This window comes from Streptomyces sp. PT12, assembly GCF_003311645.1.
Classification (GTDB): domain Bacteria; phylum Actinomycetota; class Actinomycetes; order Streptomycetales; family Streptomycetaceae; genus Streptomyces.
On sequence record NZ_QEST01000050.1, the window covers coordinates 1 to 21,919 of the forward strand.

The following is a 21,919-nucleotide window of genomic DNA, read 5'->3' on the forward strand; positions in this document are numbered from 1 at the left end:
CGGCGACATGGGCCGCGGCGATCTCGCCGATCGAGTGACCGGCAAGGACGTCGGGCCTGACACCCCAGGATTCGACCAGCCGGAACAGGGCCACCTCGACCGCGAAGAGCGCCGCCTGGGCGTGCTCGGTGCGGTTCAGGGCGTCGGCGTCCTGGCCGAACACCACGTCGCGCGGCGGCAGTTCGAAGCGGGCGGACACCGCGTCGAACGCCTTCGCGTATGTCGGGTACGCCTCGTACAACTCCCGTCCCATGCCGAGGCGTTGGCTGCCCTGCCCGGTGAAGAGGAAGGCGAGCTTGCCCGTTGTGGGGGCGCCGGTGATGACGCGGGTGGTGGAGCGGCCGTCGGCGAGGGCGCGCAGGCCGCCCTTGGCGGTCTCGGTGTCGTGGGCGAGGACGACGGCGCGGTGGTCGAGTGCCGCGCGGGTGGTGGCCAACGAGTAGGCGATGTCGGCCAGTTGGGTGTCGGGGTCGAGGCGGTCGAGCAGGTGGGCGGCCTGGGCGCGCAGGGCGTCGGCGGTGCGGGCCGAGAGGGTGAGGGGCAGGGTGCGGGGGGCGCCGCCGGTGGTGGGGGTGGGGGCGTTCTCCTCGGCGGGTGCGGCTTCGATGATGGTGTGGGCGTTGGTGCCGCTCATGCCGAAGGAGGAGACGGCGGCGCGGCGTGGGGCGCCGGTCTCGGGCCAAGCCCTGGGGTCGGTCAGGAGGTTGACATTGCCGTCGGTCCAGTCGACGTGGGGGGTGGGGGTGTCGATGTGGAGGGTGCGGGGCAGGGTGGCGTGGCGTATGGCCATGACCATCTTGATGATGCCCGCGACGCCGGAGGCGGACTGGGTGTGGCCGATGTTGGACTTGATGGAGCCGAGCCAGAGCGGGCGTTCGGGGTCGCGGCCTTGGCCGTAGGCGGCGAGGAGGGCCTGGGCCTCGATGGGGTCGCCAAGGCGGGTGCCCGTGCCATGGGCCTCGACGGCGTCGATGTCGGCGGGTTCGAGTCCGGCGTTGGCCAACGCGGCGCGGATGACGCGCTGTTGGGCCGGGCCGTTGGGGGCGGTCAGGCCGCTGCTCGCGCCGTCCTGGTTGACGGCGGAGCCGCGGACGACCGCGAGGACGCGGTGCCCGTTGCGCTGGGCGTCGGAGAGGCGTTCGAGGACGAGGACGCCCACGCCCTCGCCCCAGCCCGTGCCGTCGGCCGCCGCGGCGAAGGGCTTGCAGCGGCCGTCGGGGGCCAGGCCGCGCTGGCGGGAGAACTCCAGGAACGCGCCGGGGCTGGCCATGACGGTGGCGCCGCCCGCGAGCGCCATGGAGCACTCGCCGTTGCGGAGTGCCTGAATGGCGAGGTGGGTGGCGACGAGGGAGGAGGAGCAGGCGGTGTCGACGGTGGCCGCGGGGCCTTCGAGGCCGAAGGTGTAGGAGATGCGGCCCGAGATGACGCTGGCGGCGTTGCCGGTGGCGAGGTGTCCGTCGAGCTCGTCGGCGGAGGCGATGACCAGGGCGGGGTAGTCCTGGTTGTTGGTGCCGACGAAGACGCCGGTCTGGGTGCCGCGTAGCGTTGTGGGGTCGATGCCCGCGCGTTCGAACGCCTCCCACGAGGTCTCGAGCAGGAGCCGCTGCTGCGGGTCCATGGCCAGGGCCTCGCGCGGGGAGATGCCGAAGAATCCGGCGTCGAAGTCGGCGACGGAGCGGAGGAATCCGCCCTCGCGGGTGTAGGTGGTGCCGGATTTGCCCGGCTCGGGGGCGTAGAGGGTGTCGAGGTCCCAGCCGCGGTCGGTGGGGAAGTCGCCGATGGCGTCGCGGCCTTGGGCGACGAGGTCCCACAGGTCCTCGGGCGTGGCGACGCCGCCGGGGTAGCGGCAGGCCATGCCGACGATGGCGATGGGCTCGGGGCCCGCGTTCTCCAGCTCGCTGACGCGCTGGCGGGCCTGGCGCAGCTCGACGGTCATCCACTTGAGGTGGTCGAGCAGCTTCTCCTCGTTCATGACCGCCTCGCCGTTTCCACTCGTGCCTTGGTCAGCGTCACTGTGTCTTTCCGAACTCTTCGTGGATGATGTCGAAGATCTCGTCCGCCGTGGCGTCCGCGATGCTCCGGTCCGTGGCGTTCTGTCCGGTCCACCGGTTGATGAGGGACCGCAACTGGGCGACGGTCTCGGCGCGTTCGTCCTCGGTGGCCGCCGCCATGGCCGCCGCGAGCCGGTCGATGTCCCTGCCGTCGCCCGTTCCGCTGTCCTGGGTGGTCCCCGGGGTCAGCTCGGTCGTCAGGTGGCGGGCCAGGGCCGTGGGGCTGGGGTGGTCGAAGACGAGCGTGGTCGGCAGGCGCAGCCCCGTGGCGGCGCCGAGCCGGTTGCGCAGCTCGACGGCGGTGAGGGAGTCGAAGCCCAACTCCATGAATCCGCGAGTGGGTTCGACGCGGTCGGCGGAGTCGTGGCCGAGGGCGGCGGCGGCCTCGCCGCGGACCAGGTCGAGGAGGGTCCCCACGCGGTCCGCCTCGGTGAGCGCGGCGAGGCGGGCGCGCAGGTCGTCCGCGTCGGCGGCTGGTTCGGCCGTGGCCGGGGTGGGCGGGGCGACGTCGTCGAGGAGGGGCCTGGGCCTGGCCGCGGTGTAGGCGGGGGCGAACAGGTCCCAGTCGACGTCGGCCACGGTGACGGTGGTGTCGCCGCGGTCGAGGGCGCGGCCGAGTGCGATGACGGCCAGGTGGGGGTCGAGGGCGGGCAGGCCGCGGCGGCGCAGCTCGTGGGCTCCGGCGTCGGCCATGCCGCCTTCGGCCCAGGGGCCCCAGGCGATGGAGGTGGCGCTCAGGCCGCGGGCGCGGCGTTGCTCGGCGAGCGCGTCGAGGTAGGCGTTGGCGGCGGCATAGGCGCCCTGGCCGCCGCTGCCCCACACGCCCGCGATGGAGGAGAACAGGACGAACGCGTCCAACTCCCGCTCCCCCAGCAGCTCGTGGAGGTGGGCGGCGCCCAGGACCTTGGCGGCGATGATGCCGGCCAGGGCCGCCGTGTCGCTCTCCGCGAGCGGCCTGGTGTCGGCCGCGCCCGCGGCGTGGACGACGGCGGTCAGCTCGGGCAGCCCTTCGACGAGGGCGGCGACGGCGTCGCGGTCGGCGATGTCGCACGCGGTGACGGTGGCGCGGGGGCCGAGGTCGTCGGCCAGGGCGCGGGCGCCCGGGGCGTCGATGCCGCGGCGGGAGGTGAGGACCACGTGGTCGGCTCCGGTGTCGAGGAGCCAGCGGGCGACGCGGGAGCCGAGGGCGCCGGTACCTCCGGTGACCAGGACGGTGCCGCGCGGGGTCCAGTGGCCGCGGGGCTCGTCGCCCGGGGCGTGGGCCAGGCGGCGGGCGAACGTGCCGCCCGCGCGGATGGCGACCTCGTCCTCGCGTCCGGCGATGGCGGCGACGAGGCGTTCCCAGGCGCGCCGGTCGGGGATGGCGGGGAGGTCGGCGAGGCCGCCGAATCGGGTGGGGGCCTCGAGTCCGACGACGCGTCCAAAGCCCCAGGTGAGGGCCTGGTCGGGGCGGACGGCGCGGTCGGTTGGCCCGGTGGTGACGGCGCCCGAGGTGACGAGCCAGAGCGGGGCGTCGACTCCGGTGTCACCGAGGGCCTGGGCGAGGGTGACGTTCTCGGCGAAGCCGACGCTTCCCGCGGGGTGGGGGGTGGCGTCGAGGGCCAGGAGGGAGAGGACGCCGGTGAGGGCGGTGATGCCCTCGGCCTCCTTGCCCAGGCGCAGGGCGAGGGCTTCGCGGTCGGTGCCTCCTGGTTCGACGGTGACGACGTCGGCGCCGCGGCCCGTGAGGGCTTCGGCGGCCGCTTCGGCGGCTTCGCCTTCGCCGATGACGAGCCAGGTCCCGGCGAGCGCGGGTGCGGTGGTGTCGCCGAGCGGCTTCCACGTGACGTGGTAGCGCCAGGAGTCGGCGGTGGCGTGCTCGTCGCGCTTGCGGTGCCAGGTGGACAGGGCGGGCAGGACGGTGGCCAGGGGCGCGTCGGGGGCGATGTCCAGGGTGGCGGCGAGGGCGGCGAGGTCGCCGCGCTCCACGGTCTCCCAGAAGCCTGTGTCCTCGGGGCGCGCTCCCGCTCCGGCCGCGGGTGCGGTGGGGGTGAGCCAGAAGCGTTCGCGCTGGAAGGCGTAGGTGGGCAGGGTGGCGGTGCGGCCGGGGGTGAGAGGGCGCCAGTCAACGGGGACGCCACCCACGTGCAGCGTGGCGAGGCCGGTGAGCAGGGTCTCGACCTCGGGCCTGTCGCGGCGCTGGAGCGGCAGGAACCCTCCGGTGGCGGACAGGGCGGCGTCGGGGCCGAGCTCGGCGAACATGGTGACGCCTGCCTGGGTCAACTCCTCGACGGTGTCGTGGAATCGGACCGTGTCGCGGACGTGCCGCACCCAGTGGGTGGCGTCCACGGTCTCGGGCGCTCCCGCGACCGGGATGCGTGCGGGGTGGTAGGTCAACGTCTCGGCGACCGCGCGGAATCGGTCGAGCATGGGCTCCATGTGGCGGGAGTGGAACGCGTGGCTGACGGTGAGCCGCTTGTGCTTCCACAGCGGGGCGAGGGAGAGGACGGCGTCCTCGTCGCCGGAGAGGACGACGGCGTCGGGGCCGTTGACCGCTGCCAGGTCAACCCCGTCGACGAGGAGCGGCAGCACCTCGGACTCGGGGGCCTGGACGGCGACCATGGCTCCGCCCGGTGGCAGGGCCTGCATGAGTCGGCCCCGGGCGGCGACCAGGGTGCAGGCGTCTTCGAGGGACATGACCCCGGCGACATGGGCGGCGGCGATCTCGCCGATGGAGTGTCCGGCGACGAAGTCCGGGTGGACGCCGAGGGATTCGAGCAGCCGGAACAGCGCGACCTCGAAGGCGAACAGCCCCGCCTGGGCGTAGACCGTGGTGGTGAGGGCGTCGGGGTCGGCGGCGATGACCTCGGCGAGCGGCCGGTCGAGCGCGGTGTCGAGGTGGGCGCAGCAGGCGTCGAACGCCTCCGCGAACACCGGGAAGGCCTCGGACAACTCCCGGCCCATGCCCAGGCGTTGGCTGCCCTGGCCGGTGAAGAGGAACGCGGTGCGGCCCTCGCGCCGCGCGGTGCCGGTGATCACGCCCGCGCGGGTGTGCCCGGTGGCGATCGCTTCGAGACCGCGCAGGAGTTGGTCGCGGTCGGCGGCGATGACGGCTGCGCGGTGGTCGTGGGCGGTGCGGGTGGCGGCGGCGGAGTAGGCGATGTCGTTGAGGTTCCATCCGTCGGTGGCCGCGAGGTGGGCGCGCAGGCGGGCGGCCTGGGCGCGGAGGGCGGCGTCGCCGTGTCCTGAGACCAGCAGCGGAACGGCGGGGAGCGGCGTCTGCTCGGGCGATGGTGTCAACTCTTCGGCGTCGGGGGCCTGTTCGAGGACGGTGTGGGCGTTGGTGCCGCTGACGCCGAACGCGGAGACGGCGGCGCGGCGTGGCCCTTCGGCGGTCCAGGGGCGGGCCTCGGTCAGCAGCTTGACCGCTCCGGCCGACCAGTCGACGTGGGTGGTGGGCTCGTCGGCGTGGAGGGTCTTGGGCAGGGTGGCGTGGCGCATGGCCATGACCATCTTGATGATTCCGGCGACGCCGGCGGCCGCCTGGGTGTGGCCGATGTTGGACTTGATCGAGCCCAGCCACAGCGGCCGTCGGTCGTCCCTGTCCTGGCCGTAGGTGGCCAGGAGGGCCTGGGCCTCGATGGGGTCGCCCAGGGTCGTTCCCGTGCCGTGGGCCTCGACGGCGTCGATGTCGGAGGTGGTCAGCCCGGCGTCGGCCAACGCGGCGCGGATCACGCGCTGTTGGGCGGGGCCGTTGGGCGCGGTGAGGCCGTTGGACGCGCCGTCGGAGTTGACGGCGGAGCCGCGGACGACCGCGAGGACGCGGTGGCCGTCGCGGCGGGCGTCGGAGAGGCGCTGGATGAGGAGGATGCCCACGCCCTCGCCCCAGCCCGTGCCGTCCGCGTGGTCGGAGAACGACTTGCAGCGGCCGTCCTCGGCCAGGCCGCGCTGGCGGGAGAACTCGGTGAACACGGCCGGGCTGGCCATGACGCTCACGCCGCCGACCAGGGCCAGGGAGCACTCGCCCCTGGCGAGGGACTGGGCGGCGTAGTGGAGGGCGACGAGGGAGGAGGAGCAGGCGGTGTCGACGGTGACCGCGGGGCCTTCGAGGCCGAGGGTGTAGGAGACGCGGCCCGAGGCGACGGCGGTGGCGCTTCCGGTGAGGAAGTAGCCCTCGGTGCCGTCGGGGGCGTCGGCGGGCGCCACGCCGTAGCCGGAGGGGGAGGCGCCGACGAAGACGCCGGTCTGGCTGCCGCGCAGGCTGGTCGGGTCGATCCCGGCGCTCTCCAGGGCCTCCCATGAGGCTTCGAGCAGGAGCCGCTGCTGGGGGTCCATGGCCAGCGCCTCGCGGGGGTTGATCCCGAAGAACGCGGCGTCGAACTCGGCGGCGTCGTGCAGGAATCCGCCCTCGGCGGTCACCGAGGAGCCCGCGGCGTCGGCGCCCGCGTCGTAGAGGGTGGCCAGGTCCCAGCCGCGGTCGGCGGGGAAGCCGGTGATGGCGTCGGTGCCTTCGGCGGTGAGGCGCCACAGGTCCTCGGGCGAGCGGACGCCGCCGGGGAAGCGGCAGCTCATGCCGACGATGACGATCGGGTCGTCGGCCTGTGCGGCCCCGGTCGCGGTGTGGGAAGCGGTGGCCAGGCTGGTCGACTCGGGCTCGTCGCCGAGGAGTTGGGTGCCGAGCAGGGTGGCAAGGGCCTCGGCGGTCGGGTGGTCGAAGACGAGGGTGGTCGGGAGGGTCAGCCCTGTGGCGGCCTGGAGCCGCTGCCGCAGCTCGACGGCGGTGAGGGAGTCGAAGCCCAGCTCGCGCAGCGGGCGGGTGGCGGTGACGGCCTCGGTGGAGCGGTGGCCGAGGACGGCGGCGGCCTCGGTGCGGACGAGCTCGATCAGCCGTCGGGTGCGCTCGGCGGATGCCAACGGCGCGAGCGCGCGGGCCAGTTGGGGTGCGGTGCCGTCCATCGCGCCGTCGGTGTCGCCGAGTTCGCGGACCTCGGGGAGGTCGGCGATCAGCGGCCTGGGCCGCGCGGCGGCGAACGACGGGGCGAAGCGCGCCCAGTCGACGTCGGCGACGGTCAGGCAGGTCTGGTCCTCGTCCAGGGCGCGGCGCAGCGCGGCGACGGCGGTGTCGGGCGCGAGGGCGGGCAGGCCGCGGCGGCGCAGCAGGTCCTCGGCCTCGTCGGTGGCCGCCATCCCTGCCTCGGCCCAGGGGCCCCAGGCGATGGAGGTGGCCCTCAGGCCGCGGGCGCGGCGTTGCTCGGCGAGGCCGTCGAGGTAGGCGTTGGCGGCGGCATAGGCGCCCTGGCCGCCGCTGCCCCACACGCCCGCGATGGAGGAGAACAGGACGAACGCGTCCAACTCCCGCTCCCCCAGCAGCTCGTCGAGGTGGGCGGCGCCCAGGACCTTGGCAGCCATGGTCCCGGCCAGGGCCGCCGTGTCGCTCTCCGCGAGCGGCCTGGTGTCGGCGGCGCCCGCGGCGTGGACGACGGCGGTCAGCTCGGGCAGCCCTTCGACGAGGGCGGCGACGGCGTCGCGGTCGGCGATGTCGCAGCGTGCGACGGTGACCCGGGTGCCGAGTTCGGCGGAGAGGGCCTCGGCGTCGCCGCCGGAGCGACTGGCCAGCACCAGGTGCCCGGCCCCTGCCTCGGCCAGCCAGCGGGCGACCCGCCTGCCCAGGGCGCCGGTGCCTCCGGTGACCAGGACGGTGCCGCGCGGGGTCCACGGGCGGGTGACGCGGGTGAGCGGCTGGTGCGCCAGCCTGCGCACAAACACCCCGGAGGCGCGGACGGCGAGCTGGTCCTCGCCCGTGGCGCCGAGCGCGGTGGCGAGGCGGGCCGCCGCCCGCTCGTCGGGCTGCTCGGGCAGGTCGATCAACCCGCCCCAGCGGTCGGGGAGTTCGAGACCGATGACGCGGCCGAGGCCCCAGACCGCCGTGGCGTCGGGGGCGGTGACGCGGTCGGCGCGCCCGGTGGCGACGGCGCCGCTTGTGGCGATCCACACGGGGGCGTTGACGCCCGCGTCGTCCAGGGCGCGCAGGGCGGCGGCTGTGGCCAGGCTCGCGTGGCGCGGGTCGTGGTGGCGCCCGAGCGCCAGCAGCGACAGCACGCCGGTGACGGCGGGGCCCTCGGTCAGCTCGCCGATGCGGTCGGCGGTGACGGCGCGGGCGCCGGGCAGCGTCTCGAGCACCGGCGTTGTCCAGGGGTGCGGTGTGGTGGGGACGATGACGAGCCAGGTGCCGTGGAGCGCAGCGGAGTTGCCGGTGAATGGCTTCCACTCGACGCGGTAGCGCCACGCCTCGTGGGCGGCCTCGTGGCGCTGCTTCTCGCGCCAGGCGTTGACGGCGGTCAACGCGGTGTCGTCGAGGGCGAGTTCGCCGTTGTCGACGGCGTTCCAGAAGCGGGAGTCGTCGTCGGTGGCGGCGCCGGTGTGCTCGGGCCAGTAGCGGGTGCGCTGGAACGGGTAGGTGGGCAGCTCGACGCGCCGGGCGCCCGGGGTGAGCGAGGCCCAGTCAACCGGGGTGCCGGTGACGTGGAGCCGTGCGACGGCGGTGAGCAGCGCCTCGGGCTCGGGCCTGTCCCTGCGCAGCGCGGGGACTCCCTCGGCCATGGCGGAGAGCACGCCGTCGGGGCCGATCTCGAGGAACGAGGTGGCGCCCCGGCCGCGCAGCGCCTCGACGGCGTCGTGGAAGCGGACCGCCTCGCGGACGTGCCGCACCCAGTAGTCGGCGTCGACCCTCTCCGGCTGGCCAGCGATGGGCAGCCGGGCCGGGTGGTAGGTCAGCGACTCGGCGACCGTGCGGAAGTCCTCAAGCATCGGGTCCATCAGGTGCGAGTGGAACGCGTGGCTGACCGTGAGCCGCTTGTGCTTCCACCGGGCGGCCAGGGCGAGCACCGCGTCCTCGTCGCCGGAAAGGACGGCCGAGTCGGGGCCGTTGACCGCTGCCAGGTCAACTCCGTCGACAAGGAGCGGCAGCACTTCGGACTCGGGGGCCTGGACGGCGACCATCGCGCCGCCCTCGGGCAGGGCGCCCATCAGGCGGCCGCGGGCGGCGACCAGCGTGCACGCGTCGTCCAGGGAGAGCACCCCGGCGACATGGGCGGCGGCGATCTCGCCGATCGAGTGACCGGCGAGGAAGTCGGGTGTGATCCCCCAGGATGCGACCAGGCGGAAGAGAGCGACCTCGACCGCGAACAGCGCGGCCTGGGCGTACTCGGTCCGGTTCAGCGCCTCGGCGTCATCGCCGAACACCACCTCCCAGACCGGGAGTTCGAAGCGCTCACAGGCCGCGTCGAACGCCTCCGCGTACACCGGGAACGCCTCATACAACTCCCGGCCCATGCCCAGCCGTTGGCTGCCCTGCCCCGAGAACAGGAACGCCAGGCGGCCGTCCGTCGCCTCCCCCGTGAGGGGCCCGCCGCGGCCCTCGGCGAGGGCGGCCAGGCCCTCCCTGGCGCCTTCGGTGTCCCGGGCGAGGACGACCGCGCGGTGGCTCAGGGTGGAGCGGGTGGTGGCGAGGGAGTGGGCGAGGTCGCCCAGGTCGGCGTCGAGGGTGTGCAGGAGCCCGGCGGCCTGGGCGGCGAGCGCCCTGGGGCTCGCGGCGGACAGCGGGAGCGGGACGAACGGCGGCGGCGCGGGCCGTTCGACGGGCGCGGGCTCGGCCGGGTGTGCGGGGGCCTCGCCGAGGATGACATGGGCGTTGGTGCCGCTCATGCCGAACGACGACACGCCCGCCCGGCGCGGCCCCTCGGATGCCCACGCGCGGGATTCGGACAGCAGCTCGACCGCGCCAGCCGACCAGTCGACGTGCGGGGTGGGCTCGTCGGCGTGCAGGGTCTTCGGGAGGACGCCATGGCGCATGGCCATGACCATCTTGATGATCCCGGCGACGCCGGCGGCGGCCTGTGTGTGGCCGATGTTGGACTTGATCGAGCCCAGCCACAAGGGCCGTTGCCGGTCCTGGCCATAGGTGGCCAGGAGCGCCTGGGCCTCGATGGGGTCGCCAAGACGGGTGCCCGTGCCATGGGCCTCGACGGCGTCGACATCGGCGGGGGTGAGACCGGCGCTGTCGAGCGCGGCGCGGATGACGCGCCGCTGCGAGGGGCCGTTGGGGGCGGTGAGGCCGTTGGAGGCGCCGTCCTGGTTGACGGCCGAGCCGTGGACCACGGCCAGGACGGGGTGGCCGTTGCGGCGGGCGTCGGAGAGGCGTTCGACGATGAGCATGCCGACGCCCTCGCCCCAGCCCGTGCCGTCCGCGTCGGCGCCGAACGCCTTGCAGCGGCCGTCCTCGGCCAGGCCGCGCTGGCGGGAGAACTCGATGAACGCGGCCGGGCTGGTCATCACGGTGACGCCACCGGCGAGCGCCATCGAACACTCGCCCTGGCGCAGCGCCTGGGCGGCCAGGTGCAGGGCGACAAGGGAGGAAGAGCAGGCGGTGTCGACGGTGACGGCGGGCCCTTCGAGGGCGAACGTGTAGGCGAGGCGGCCCGAGATGACGCTCGCGGCGGTGCCGGTGCCCGCGTAGCCCTCGGTGCTCTCCTTGGCGTTCATCAGCACGGCTCCGTAGTCCTGGCCGTTGGAGCCGATGAACACGCCGGTCGCGCTGCCGCGCAGGGCGGCCGGGTCGATCCCGGCGCGTTCGAAGACCTCCCATGTGGTCTCGAGGAGCAGCCGCTGCTGCGGGTCGAGCGCCAGGGCCTCGCGCGGGGAGATCCCGAAGAAGTCGGCGTCGAAGTCGCCGACCGCGTCGAGGAACGCGCCCGCCCGGGTGGCGATCGTGCCCTCGCGGCCGCCCTCGGCGTCGAAGGTGACGTTCCAGCCGCGGTCCTCGGGCAGCGGGCCGACGGCGTCGGCGCCTGAGGCGAGCAGCTGCCACAGCTCCTCGGGACTGCTGACGCCACCGGGGAAGCGGCAGCTCATGGCGACGATGGCGATCGGCTCGTCGGTGAACGGGCCGGGGCCAGCGGTGGTGGCGACGGCGGTCTCGCCGACCAGCTCGGCGTTCAGATGGGCGGCGAGCGCGCCGGGCGTCGGGTGGTCGAACACCAGCGTGGTCGGCAGGCGCAGTTCGGTGGCCGCGGCGAGGGCGTTGCGCAGCTCGACGGCGGTGAGCGAGTCGAAGCCGAGGTCGCTGAAGACGCGGTCGGGGGCGATGGCGCCGGAGCCGTCGTGGCCGAGGACGAGGGCGACCTGGGCGCGGACGAGGTCGAGGAGAGCGCGTTCCCGTTCCGCGGCGTTCATGGTGGCGAAGCGCCTGGCGGTGGCGTCGGCCGGGGCGGTCGCCGCGGCGGCCTCGGGCACGGCGTCGAACAGCCGGGCGGGGCGGGTGGCGGCGAACTCGGCGGCGAACCGCTCCCAGTCGATGTCCACGACGGCGACCGCCGTGTCGTCCAGGTCAAGGGCCCGCCGCAGCGCGGTCATCGCGAGCTCGGGCGCCATGGCGCGGACGCCGCCACGGCGCAGCTTGGCGCCCACGGCTTCGGCCATGCCGCCCTGGGCCCACGGCCCGAACGCCACGGAGGTGGCGGGCAGTCCGGCCTCGCGGCGCAGCTGGGCGAGGGCGTCGAGGTAGGCGTTGGCTGCGGCGTAGTTGCCCTGGCCCGAGCTGCCGAAGACGCCCGCGGTGGAGGAGAACAGAACGAACGCCGCCAGGTCGCGGTCCTCGGTGAGCTGGTGGAGGTTGAGCGCGGAGCGGACCTTGGCGTGGAAGACGGTCTCGAAGCGCTCGGGGGTGAGCGCCTCGACCAGGCCGTCGTCGAGGACGCCCGCGGTGTGGAACACGGCGGTCAGGTCGGGGAGTTCACCGAGGAGGGCGGCAAGTGCCTCGCGGTCGGCGACGTCGCACGCGGCGATGGTGACGCGGGCGCCCGACGCGCGCAGCTCGTCGGCGAGTTCGGGCGCGCCCGGCGCGTTCTCGCCCCTGCGGCTGGTCAGCACCACGTGTTCGGCGCCCGAGCCCGCGAGCCAGCGGGCGGTGTGGGCGCCGAGGGCACCGGTGCCGCCCGTGATGAGGACGGTGCCGGTGGGGGTCCAACGCGTCCCCGTTTCGGTGGACTTGGCGCGGACCATGCGGCGGGCCCACGTTCCGCCGGGGCGGATCGCTATCTGGTCCTCGCCGTCGGCGCGGCCGAGCGCGGCGGCGAGCCGGTCGATCTCGGGCTCGCCGATCTCGGCGGGCAGGTCGATCAAGCCGCCCCAGCGCTGGGGCTGTTCGAGGGCGGCGACGCGGCCGAGGCCCCAGACGGCGGCCTGGGCGGGGTCGGCGTTCTCGGCGGTGGCGGCCTCGCGGGTCACGCACCACAGGGGGGCGTCGGCGGCGTCGCGCAGGGCGGCGGCGGTCGCGACCAGGCCCGCGGTGATGCCGCTGCCGAGGGGGGTGGTGTCAAGGGCGAGCAGCGAGAGGACGCCGGTGAGGTCGCCGCCCGGGGCGGCGGGGTCGGTGGTCAGGTCGGCGCCGCGGGCGCGCAGGCCCTCGACGATCGTGTCGGCCAGCTCGGTGTGGTGCTCGGGGCGGAGGACCAGCCAGCGCCCGGTGAGGGCCGGGGCGGGGGTCTCGGCGAGCGGCGTCCAGTCGATGCGGTAACGCCACGCGTCCGTCGCGGACGTGTGCCGCCTGCGCTCGCGCCAGTCGTGGAGGGCGGGCAGCACGGGCTCGAGGATGTCGGCGAGGTCGCCGCTCTCTGCGGCCTCCCAGAACGCGGCGTCGTCTCCGATCGGCGCCAACTCGGGCCAGTATCGCTGGCGTTGGAAGGCATAGGTGGGCAGGGCGACGCGGCGGGCGCCCGTTCCCGCGTAGAACGCCTCCCAGTCGACATCGATGCCGTGGACATGGAGGGTCGCCAGGGCGGTGAGCAGCGCCTCGGTGTCGGGGCGGTTCTTGCGGAGGGCGGGGATGCCGTCGGTCAGGGCGGAGAGCACGCCGTCGGGGCCGATCTCAAGGAACGTGTCCACGCCATCGGCGCGCAGCTGCTCGGTGGCGTCATGGAAGCGGACGGCCTCGCGGACATGCCGCACCCAGTACTCGGCGTCGACACTCTCCGGCTGTCCCGCGATGGGCAGCCCGGCCGGGTGGTAGGTCAACGTCTCGGCCACCGCGCGGAACGCGTCCAGCATCGGGTCCATCAGATGCGAGTGGAACGCATGGCTCACCGTGAGCCGCTTGTGCTTCCACCGCCCGGCCAGGGCCACCACGGCCTGCTCGTCGCCCGAAAGCACCACGGAATCGGGGCCATTGACCGCCGCGATATCCACCCCGCCGGTCAGCAGCGGCAGCACCTCCGACTCCGACGCCTGCACCGCCACCATCGCACCACCCTCAGGCAGCGCACCCATCAGACGACCACGCGCCGCCACCAGCGCACACGCGTCATCCAGCGACAACACCCCGGCGACATGCGCCGCCGCGATCTCGCCGATCGAGTGACCCGCCAGGAAGTCGGGCCTGATCCCCCACGACTCGACCAGCCGGAACAGCGCCACCTCCACCGCGAACAGCCCGGCCTGCGCGAACTCCGTCCGGTTCAAGATCTCGGCGTCATCCCCGAACACCACCTCCCGCACCGGCAGTTCCAGATGCGCGTCAAGACGCGCGCACACCGCGTCGAACGCGTCCGCGAACACCGGGAAGGCATCGTAGAGTTCACGCCCCATCCCGGGCCGCTGACTCCCCTGCCCCGAGAACACCAACGCCAGACGCCGGGTGGACGTGGCCTGGCCGACGATGGCGCCGCCGTCGAGGACGGTGGCCAGGCCGTGGCGCAGGGTGGCCGCGTCGGTGGCGAGCACGACCGCGCGGTGGTCGAGGGCGGAGCGTGTGGTGGCCGCGGAGTAGGCCACGTCGAGCGGGGCGTGGCCCGAATCGGCCAGCCGCGCCGCCTGGGCGCGCAGGGCGTCGCGGCTTCGCGCGGAGACGGGGACCGGAAGCAGCGGCAGGGTGAACTCGGCGGGGGTGCCGGTGAGTTCGGGCATCGGCTCGTCGGGGGCCTGCTCGATGATCGCGTGGGCGTTGGTGCCGCTCATCCCGAACGACGAGACGCCCGCCCGGCGCGGCCCCCGCGTGTCCCACTCGCGGGTCTCGGTCAGCAGCTCGACCGCCCCGGTGGACCAGTCGACGTGCGGGGACGGCTGGTCGACATGCAGGGTGGGGGGCAGGACGCCATGGTGGACGGCCATGACCATCTTGATGACCCCGGCGACGCCAGCGGCGGCCTGGGTGTGGCCGATGTTGGACTTCACCGAGCCAAGCCACAAGGGGAGTTCGCGGTCCTGGCCATAGGTGGCGAGCAGCGCCTGGGCCTCGATGGGGTCGCCCAGGGTCGTTCCCGTGCCATGCGCCTCGACGGCGCCGACGTCGGCGGGGGTGAGACCGGCGCTGTCGAGCGCGGCGCGGATGACGCGCTGCTGGGACGGGCCGTTGGGGGCCGTGAGGCCGTTGGACGCGCCGTCGGAGTTGACGGCGGAGCCGCGCAGGACGGCGAGGACGGGGTGGCCGTTGCGGCGGGCCTCGGAGAGGCGTTCGACGACGAGCAGGCCGACGCCCTCGCCCCACGCGGTGCCGTCAGCGTCGGCGGCGAACGCCTTGCAGCGGCCGTCGGCGGCCAGGCCGCCCTGCTTGCTGAACTCGACGAACGCGACCGGGCTGGACATCACCGTGACGCCGCCCGCCAGGGCGAGGGAGCACTCGCCCTGGCGCAGCGCCTGCGCGGCCCAGTGGAGAGCGACGAGGGAGGAGGAGCAGGCGGTGTCGACGGTGACCGCGGGGCCTTCGAGGCCGAAGGTGTAGGCGAGGCGGCCCGAGACGACGGCGGCGGCGTTGCCGGTGCCGAGGAAGCCGCCGACATCGTCGGTCGAGCGCTGAAGCAGCGTCACATAGTCCTGGCCGTTGGTGCCGACGAAGACGCCGGTCGCGCTGCCGCGCAGGGCGGCCGGGTCGATCCCGGTGCGTTCGAACGCCTCCCACGCCGTTTCGAGGAGGAGCCGCTGCTGGGGGTCCATGGCGACCGCCTCGCGGGGGCTGATCCCGAAGAACGCCGGGTCGAACTGGTCGGCGTCGTGCAGGAAGGCGCCCTCGCGGGTGGTGACGGAGGCCAGCTCGTCCCAGCCGCGGTTCTCGGGGAAGCCGCTGGTGGTGTCGGTGCCGTCGAGAAGGAGCCGCCACAGGTCATCGGGCGAGGCGACGCCGCCGGGGAAGCGGCAGGCCATGCCGACGATGGCGATGGGGTCGTCGTCGGTGGCGGTGGTGGTGCCGGGGGTGGCCTGGGCGTGGGGGGTGGCGGTGTCGCGGAGGAACGCGGCGAGCGCCTTGGGGGTCGGATGGTCGAAGACGAGGGTGGCGGGCAGGGTGCGCCCCGTGGCGGCGCCGAGGCGGTTGCGGAGCTCGACGGCGGTGAGCGAGTCGAAGCCGAGGTCGTTGAACGCGCGTTCGGGGTCGATGGATTCGGGGCCGCCATGGGCCAGGACGAGGGCGACCTGGGTGCGGACGAGGTGGAGGAGTTCCTGCTCGGTGAGGGCGCCCGCGCGGTCCGGTTCGGCGGTGGCCGGGGCGGCGTTCGGGACCTGGGTGGCGTTCGGGCCCTGGGGGGCGGGGTCGGCGGGGGCGAGCCCGGCGACCAGGGGGTTGGGGCGGGCCGCGCTGAACTCGGGCAGGGTCTTGGCCCAGTCCATGGCGGCGATGGCGACGACGGTGTCCTGGTGGTCGAGGGCCTGCTTGAGGGCGGCGATCGCGAGGTCGGGCGCCATGAGGGGGACGCCGCCGCGCCGGACGCGTTCGGCCGCGGCCCTGCCGTCGGCCATGCCGCCGTCCCAGGCGCCCCAGGCGACGGAGGTGGCGGGCAGGCCCTCGGCGCGGCGACGCTCGGCGAGGGCGTCCAAGTACGCGTTGGCGGCGGCGTAGTTGCCCTGTCCCGCGTTGCCCATCATCCCGGCGAGGGAGGAGAACAGGACGAACGCGGACAGGTCGCGGTCGCGGGTCAGCTCGTCGAGGTGGAGGGCTGAGCGGACCTTGGCGCGGAAGACCGTGGCGAACCTGTCGGTGGTGAGCGCGTCGAGCACGCCGTCGTCGAGGACGCCAGCGGTGTGGAAGACGGCGTCTACGGGGTGGATCTCAAGCAGCGCGGCGAGGGCGTCGCGGTCGGCGACGTCGCAGGTGACAACGGTGACACGGGTGCCGAGTGCGGTCAGCTCGTCGCGCAGCTCGGCCGCGCCGGGCGCGGCGAGGCCGCGGCGGCTGGTGAGCAGCAGGTGTTCGGCGCCGTGGGCGGCGAGCCAGCGGGCGGTGTGGGCGCCGAGGGCGCCGGTGCCGCCGGTGACCAGGGTGGTGCCGGTGGGGCGCCAGTCCTGGGCGGGCGCCGCGTCGCCGATGGGGGCGCGGGAGAGCCTGCGCAGGAAGACACCCGAGGGGCGGATGGCGACCTGGTCCTCGCCCGAGGTGCCGGAGAGCACTCCGCCGAGGCGGGTGGCGGCGCGGCTGTCGAGGTCGGTGGGCAGGTCGATCAACCCGCCCCAGCGCTGGGGCTGTTCGAGGCCGATGACCTGGCCGAGACCCCAGACGGCGGCCTGGTCGGCGTCGGTCGCGCGCTCGGCGCGGGTGGCGGCGACGGCGCCGCGGGTGGCGACCCACAGCGGCGCGTCGATGCCCGCGGCGCCTAGGGCGCGCACGAGGGCGGCGGTGGCGGCGACGGGGTGGGGGACATAGGAGCCGCCGGGCAGCGGGTCGGGGTCGAGGGCGAGGAGGGAGAGAACGCCGGACAGCGGCGTGGGCAGGGCGGCGGAAACGATGGCCTCGGGGCTGTCAACCCTGGTGACGGTGGCGCCGCAGCGGGCCAACGCCTCCTCGACATCGGGGTGTTGGGCGCCGACGAGCAGCCAGGTGCCGGTGAGGACGGGCGAGGTGACGCCGGTGGCGGGCTTCCAGGTGACGCGGTAGCGCCAGGAGTCGAGGACCGACTCGGTGCGGCGCTTCCTGCGCCAGGATGACAGGGCGGGCAGTACGCCGCTGAGCTGCTCGTCGGTGGTGTCGAGGGTCTCGGCGAGCGCTTCGAGGTCTTCGCGGTCGACGGCCTCCCAGAAGCGGGCCTCGATGACGTCGCCGGTGAGGGGCTGGTCGTCGACGGGTGCGGCGGGCCAGTAGCGGCGGCGCTGGAAGGGGTAGGTGGGCAGGTCGACGCGGCGGGCGCCGGTGCCGTGGAAGAGGGCGGCCCAGTCGGGGGTGACGCCGCGGGTGTGGAGGGTGGCGAGCGCGCCGATCAGGGTCTCGGTCTCGGGCCTGTCCCTGCGGAGGGCGGGGATGCCGTCGGCCAGGGCGGACAGGACGCCGTCGGGGCCGATCTCCAGGGCGGTGGTGGCGCCTTGGGCGGCCAGCCACTCGGTGGCGTCGTGGAAGCGGACGGCGTCGCGGACATGGCGGACCCAGTACGCGGCGTCGGTCGTGGCGGGCTGGCCCGCGATCGGGATGAGGGCGCGGTTGTAGGTGAGGGTTTCGGCGACGGTGCGGAAGTCGTCGAGCATGGGGTCCATGCGGTGGGAGTGGAACGCGTGGCTGGTCGTGAGCCGCTTGTGCTTCCACCGCTGGGCCAGCTCGACCACGGCCTGTTCGTCGCCCGAGAGGACCACGGAGTCGGGGCCGTTGACCGCGGCGATGTCCACCCCGTCGGTCAGCAGGGCGGCCACCTCGGACTCGGGGGCCTGGACGGCGACCATCGCGCCGCCCTCGGGCAGGGCGCCCATCAGGCGGCCGCGGGCGGCGACCAGCGTGCACGCGTCGTCCAGGGAGAGCACCCCGGCGACATGGGCGGCGGCGATCTCGCCGATCGAGTGACCGGCGAGGAAGTCGGGTGTGATCCCCCAGGATGCGACCAGGCGGAAGAGAGCGACCTCGACCGCGAACAGCGCGGCCTGGGCGTACTCGGTCCGGTCCAGCGCCTCGGCGTCATCGCCGAACACCACCTCCCTGACCGGGAGTTCAAAGCGCTCACAGGCCGCGTCGAACGCCTCCGCGTACACCGAGAACGCCTCATACAACTCCCGGCCCATGCCCAGCCGTTGGCTGCCCTGGCCGGTGAAGAGGAACGCCAGGGGGCCGGTGGCGCGGACGGTGCCGCGCACCACGGCGGGCGACTCGGCGCCGGTGGCGATGGCGTCGAGCCCTTCGGCGATGTCCTGGCCCGGGCCCGCGACCACGACGGCCCGGTGCTCGAGGGCGGCGCGGCCCGTGGCAAGGGAGTACGCGAGGTCAAGCGGCTCATGGTCCAACTCCCGCAGTTGGCGGGCCTGTTCGCGCAGCGCCGCGTCATCGCGCGCGGAGAGCACCACGGGCAGGACGGGCAGCGGGAGCGGCCCGCGCGGGGCGGGCGGCTCGGCGGCCGGGGCCTCCTCGATGATGGCGTGGGCGTTGGTGCCGCTGATGCCGAACGACGACACTCCGGCGCGGCGCGGGCGGTCATCGGGCTCCCAGGGGCGGGCCTCGGTCAGCAGCTCGACCGCCCCCGCGGACCAATCGACGTGCGGGGTGGGCTCGTTGACATGGAGGGTGCGCGGCAGCAGGCCGTGCGTGAGGGAGAGCACCATCTTCATCACGCCCGCGATGCCGGAGGCGGCGAGCGTGTGGCCAATGTTGGACTTCAACGCACCGAGCCACAGCGGGCGTTCGCGGTCGCGGTCGCGGCCGTAGGTGGCCAGGAGGGCCTGGGCCTCGATGGGGTCGCCAAGACGGGTGCCCGTGCCATGGGCCTCGACAGCGTCGATGTCGGAGGTGGTCAGCCCGGCGTTGGCCAACGCGGCACGGATGACGCGCTGTTGGGCCGGGCCGTTGGGCGCGGTGAGGCCGTTGGACGCGCCGTCTTGGTTGACGGCGGAGCCGCGCAGCAGGGCGAGGACGGGGTGCCCGTTGCGGCGGGCGTCGGAGAGGCGTTCGACGACGACAATGCCGACGCCCTCCGCGAACCCGGTGCCGTCGGCGTCCGCGTCGAACGCCTTGCAGCGGCCGTCCTCGGCGAGGCCGCGCTGGCGGCTGAACTCCACGAGCCCGGCCGGTCCGGAAAGGATGGTGACGCCGCCCGCGAGGGCCAGCGTGCACTCGCCCTGGCGCAGGGACTGCGCGGCGAGGTGGAGGGCGAGCAGAGAGGAGGAGCAGGCGGTGTCGACGGTCATGGCGGGGCCTTCGAGGCCCAGGGTGTAGGCGACGCGGCCCGACAGCACGCTTGAGGTGTTGCCGGTGAGGAGGTAGCCCTCGGCGTCGCCGGGGTTGCGTTCGAGCAGGCCGCTGTAGGTCTCGCCGGTGTTGCCGATGAACACGCCCGAGCGGCTGCCACGCAGGGTGCTCGGGTCGATGCCCGCGCGTTCGATGGCCTCCCAGCAGACTTCGAGGAGGAGCCGCTGCTGGGGGTCGATGGCCAGGGCCTCGCGGGGGCTGATGCCGAAGAACTCGGAGTCGAACTCCGTTGCGCCGCGGAGGAACCCGCCCTCGCGGGTGTAGGTGGTGCCCGCGGCGTCGGGGTCGGCGTCGTAGAGGGCGTCGAGGTCCCAGCCGCGGTCGTCGGGGAAGCCGCCGACGGCGTCGCGACCCGAGACCAGCAGGTCCCACAGCTGTTCGGGGGCCTCGATGCCGCCGGGGAAGCGGCAGCCGAGGGAGACGATGGCGATCGGGTCGTCGTCGGCGACCGCGGGGGCGGCCGCAGCGTCGGCGGCGTCGGTCGCGGGGTCGGCGGAGCCGCCGATCAGCTCGCGCAGGTATCCGGCGAGCGCGGTGGGCGTGGGGTAGTCGAAGACGAGGGTGGCGGGCAGCCGAAGACCCGTGGCGGAGCTGAGGCGGTTGCGGATCTCGACGGCGGTGAGCGAGTCGAAGCCCAGGTCGCGGAACGGGCGGCCCGGCTCGACGGCGTCGACCGACGCGTAGCCGAGGACGGCCGCGGCCTGGCCGCGCACGAGGTCGAGCAGGACGCGGGCGCGTTCGGCCTCGGTGAGTCCGGCGAGCCTGGCTTCCAGCGAGGTGGGTTCGGGCAGGGACCTGATCTCGGCGAGGTCGCTGAGCAGGGCGCTGCGCCGGGCGGCGGCGAAGCTCGGGTAGAACGTCTCCCAGCGGATGTCGGCGACGGCGACGAAGGTGTCGTCGGCCTCGATCGCCTGACGGAGGGCGGAGATCGCCAGGTCGGGGTTCATGGCGGGGACGCCCTGCTGCTCAAGGCGCTCCCCCACGGCGCCGTCGGCCGGGCCGCCGCCGCCCCAGGGGCCCCAGGCGACGGAGGTGGCGGTGAGCCCGTCGGCGCGGCGCTGCTCGGCGAGGGCGTCCAAGTGGGCGTTGGCGGCGGCGTAGTTGGCCTGGCCGCCGTTGCCGAGGGTGCCAGCGGCTGAGGAGAAGAGCACAAACGCGTCCAGGTCGCGGTCGCGGGTCAGCTCGTCCAGGTGCCTGGCGGCCTCGGCCTTGGGGGCGAGGACGCGGTCGAGGCGGGCGGGGTCCATGACGTCGAACACACCGTCGTCGAGGACGACCGCGGCGTGGATGACGGCGGTGAGGTCGGTCAGCCCGGCCAGGAGCGCGGCGAGGGCGTCGCGGTCGGCGGCGTCACAGGCGGCGATGGTGGCCTCGGCGCCCAACGCGCGGATGTCGTCGGCGAGTTCGGTGGCGCCTGGCGCGTTCTCGCCGCGGCGGCTGGTGAGGACGACATGGGAGGCGCCGTTCTCGGCGAGCCAGCGGCCGATGCGGCTGCCGACCGCGCCGGTGCCGCCGGTGACCAGGACGGTGCCCGAGGGGGCCCAGTCGCGGGTGCGGCGGGCGGCGGCGCGGGTGAAGCGCCGCGCGTACACGCCGTCGAGGCGGATGGCCACCTGGTCCTCGTCGCCGAGGCCACCGGAGATGGCGGTGGCGAGGCGGGCGAGGGCGCGTTCGTCCAGGGTCTCGGGGAGGTCGACAAGACCGCCCCACAGCTCGGGCTGCTCCTGGGCGGCGACCCGGCCAAGTCCCCATAGCTGTGCCTGGGTCGGGCTGGCGGGGCGTTCGCCGTCCACGCTGACGGCGCCGCGCGTCGCCACCCACAGGGGGGTGGTGAACCCGGCGTCGCCGAGTGCCTGGACGAGCGCGACGGTGTGGGCAAGGCCGTGGGTGAGGGACCGGTGGCCTGGCAGCGGGCGTTCGTCGGCCCCGGCCAGGGACAGCACGCCGGTGAGGGCGTGGCCATCGGCGGCCTCGGTGAGCCGGGCGGCGAGGACGGCGCGGTCGGCGTCGGCGGGGTCGAGCTCCAGGGTGAGCGCGCCGGGCAGGGGGTTGTCGACGCCGGGGGCGGTGACGACGAGCCAGGTGCCGGTCAGCTCGGAGGGGGCGGTGGCGACGGGCTTCCAGGTGATCCGGTAGCGCCAGGAGTCGGCGACCGAGGCGTTCCTGCGGGCCTCGCGCCAGCTGGTGAGCGCGCGCAACGCGTCGTCGTCCAGGGCGAGTTCGCCGTTGTCGATGGCCTGCCAGAACTCGGTGTCCAGGGCGGGCTCGACGTCGAGCCAGTAGCGCTGGCGTTGGAAGGGGTAGGTCGGCAGGTCGACATGGCCACCCTCAAGGCCCCAGCGCACGGGCACGCCATGGGCATACGCCTCCCCGAGCGAGAGCAGCAGACGGCGGACCCCGCCCTCATCACGGCGCAGCGTACCGATGGTCACAGCCTCATCGACCGTCGCCTCGACCGCCGACCCGAGCAGCGGATGCGCCGACACCTCAATAAACAGCGTGTGGCCATCCTCGGCCAGAGCACGGGTGGCAGCCTCGAACTCCACCGGCTCCCGCATATTCCGATACCAATACCCCGTGTCCAACGCCACCGTGTCCAGCAACCCACCCGTCACCGTCGAATAGAACGGAACACTGCCCGAACGCGGCACCACAGGCGCAAGATCCGACAACAGACGCTCCCGCAACGGCA

At 74.5% G+C, this 21,919-nt stretch carries 2 protein-coding genes and 1 pseudogene; all 3 read right to left on the reverse strand.

Annotated elements, in window-relative coordinates:
• The coding region (locus tag DEH69_RS05115) for a type I polyketide synthase (RefSeq protein WP_113685683.1) at positions 1 to 1,972 on the reverse strand (1,972 nt) is incomplete at its 3' end.
• A 37-nt stretch (positions 1,973 to 2,009) separates the two neighbouring features.
• A complete protein-coding gene (locus DEH69_RS33335) occupies positions 2,010 to 6,602 on the reverse strand; it encodes a type I polyketide synthase (protein WP_369008259.1) in 4,593 nt (1,530 codons plus the stop codon).
• A gap of 150 nt (positions 6,603 to 6,752) precedes the next feature.
• Positions 6,753 to 21,914: pseudogene (locus DEH69_RS33340) on the reverse strand (type I polyketide synthase); the annotation flags it as partial.
• Positions 21,915 to 21,919: the final 5 nt, after the last annotated feature.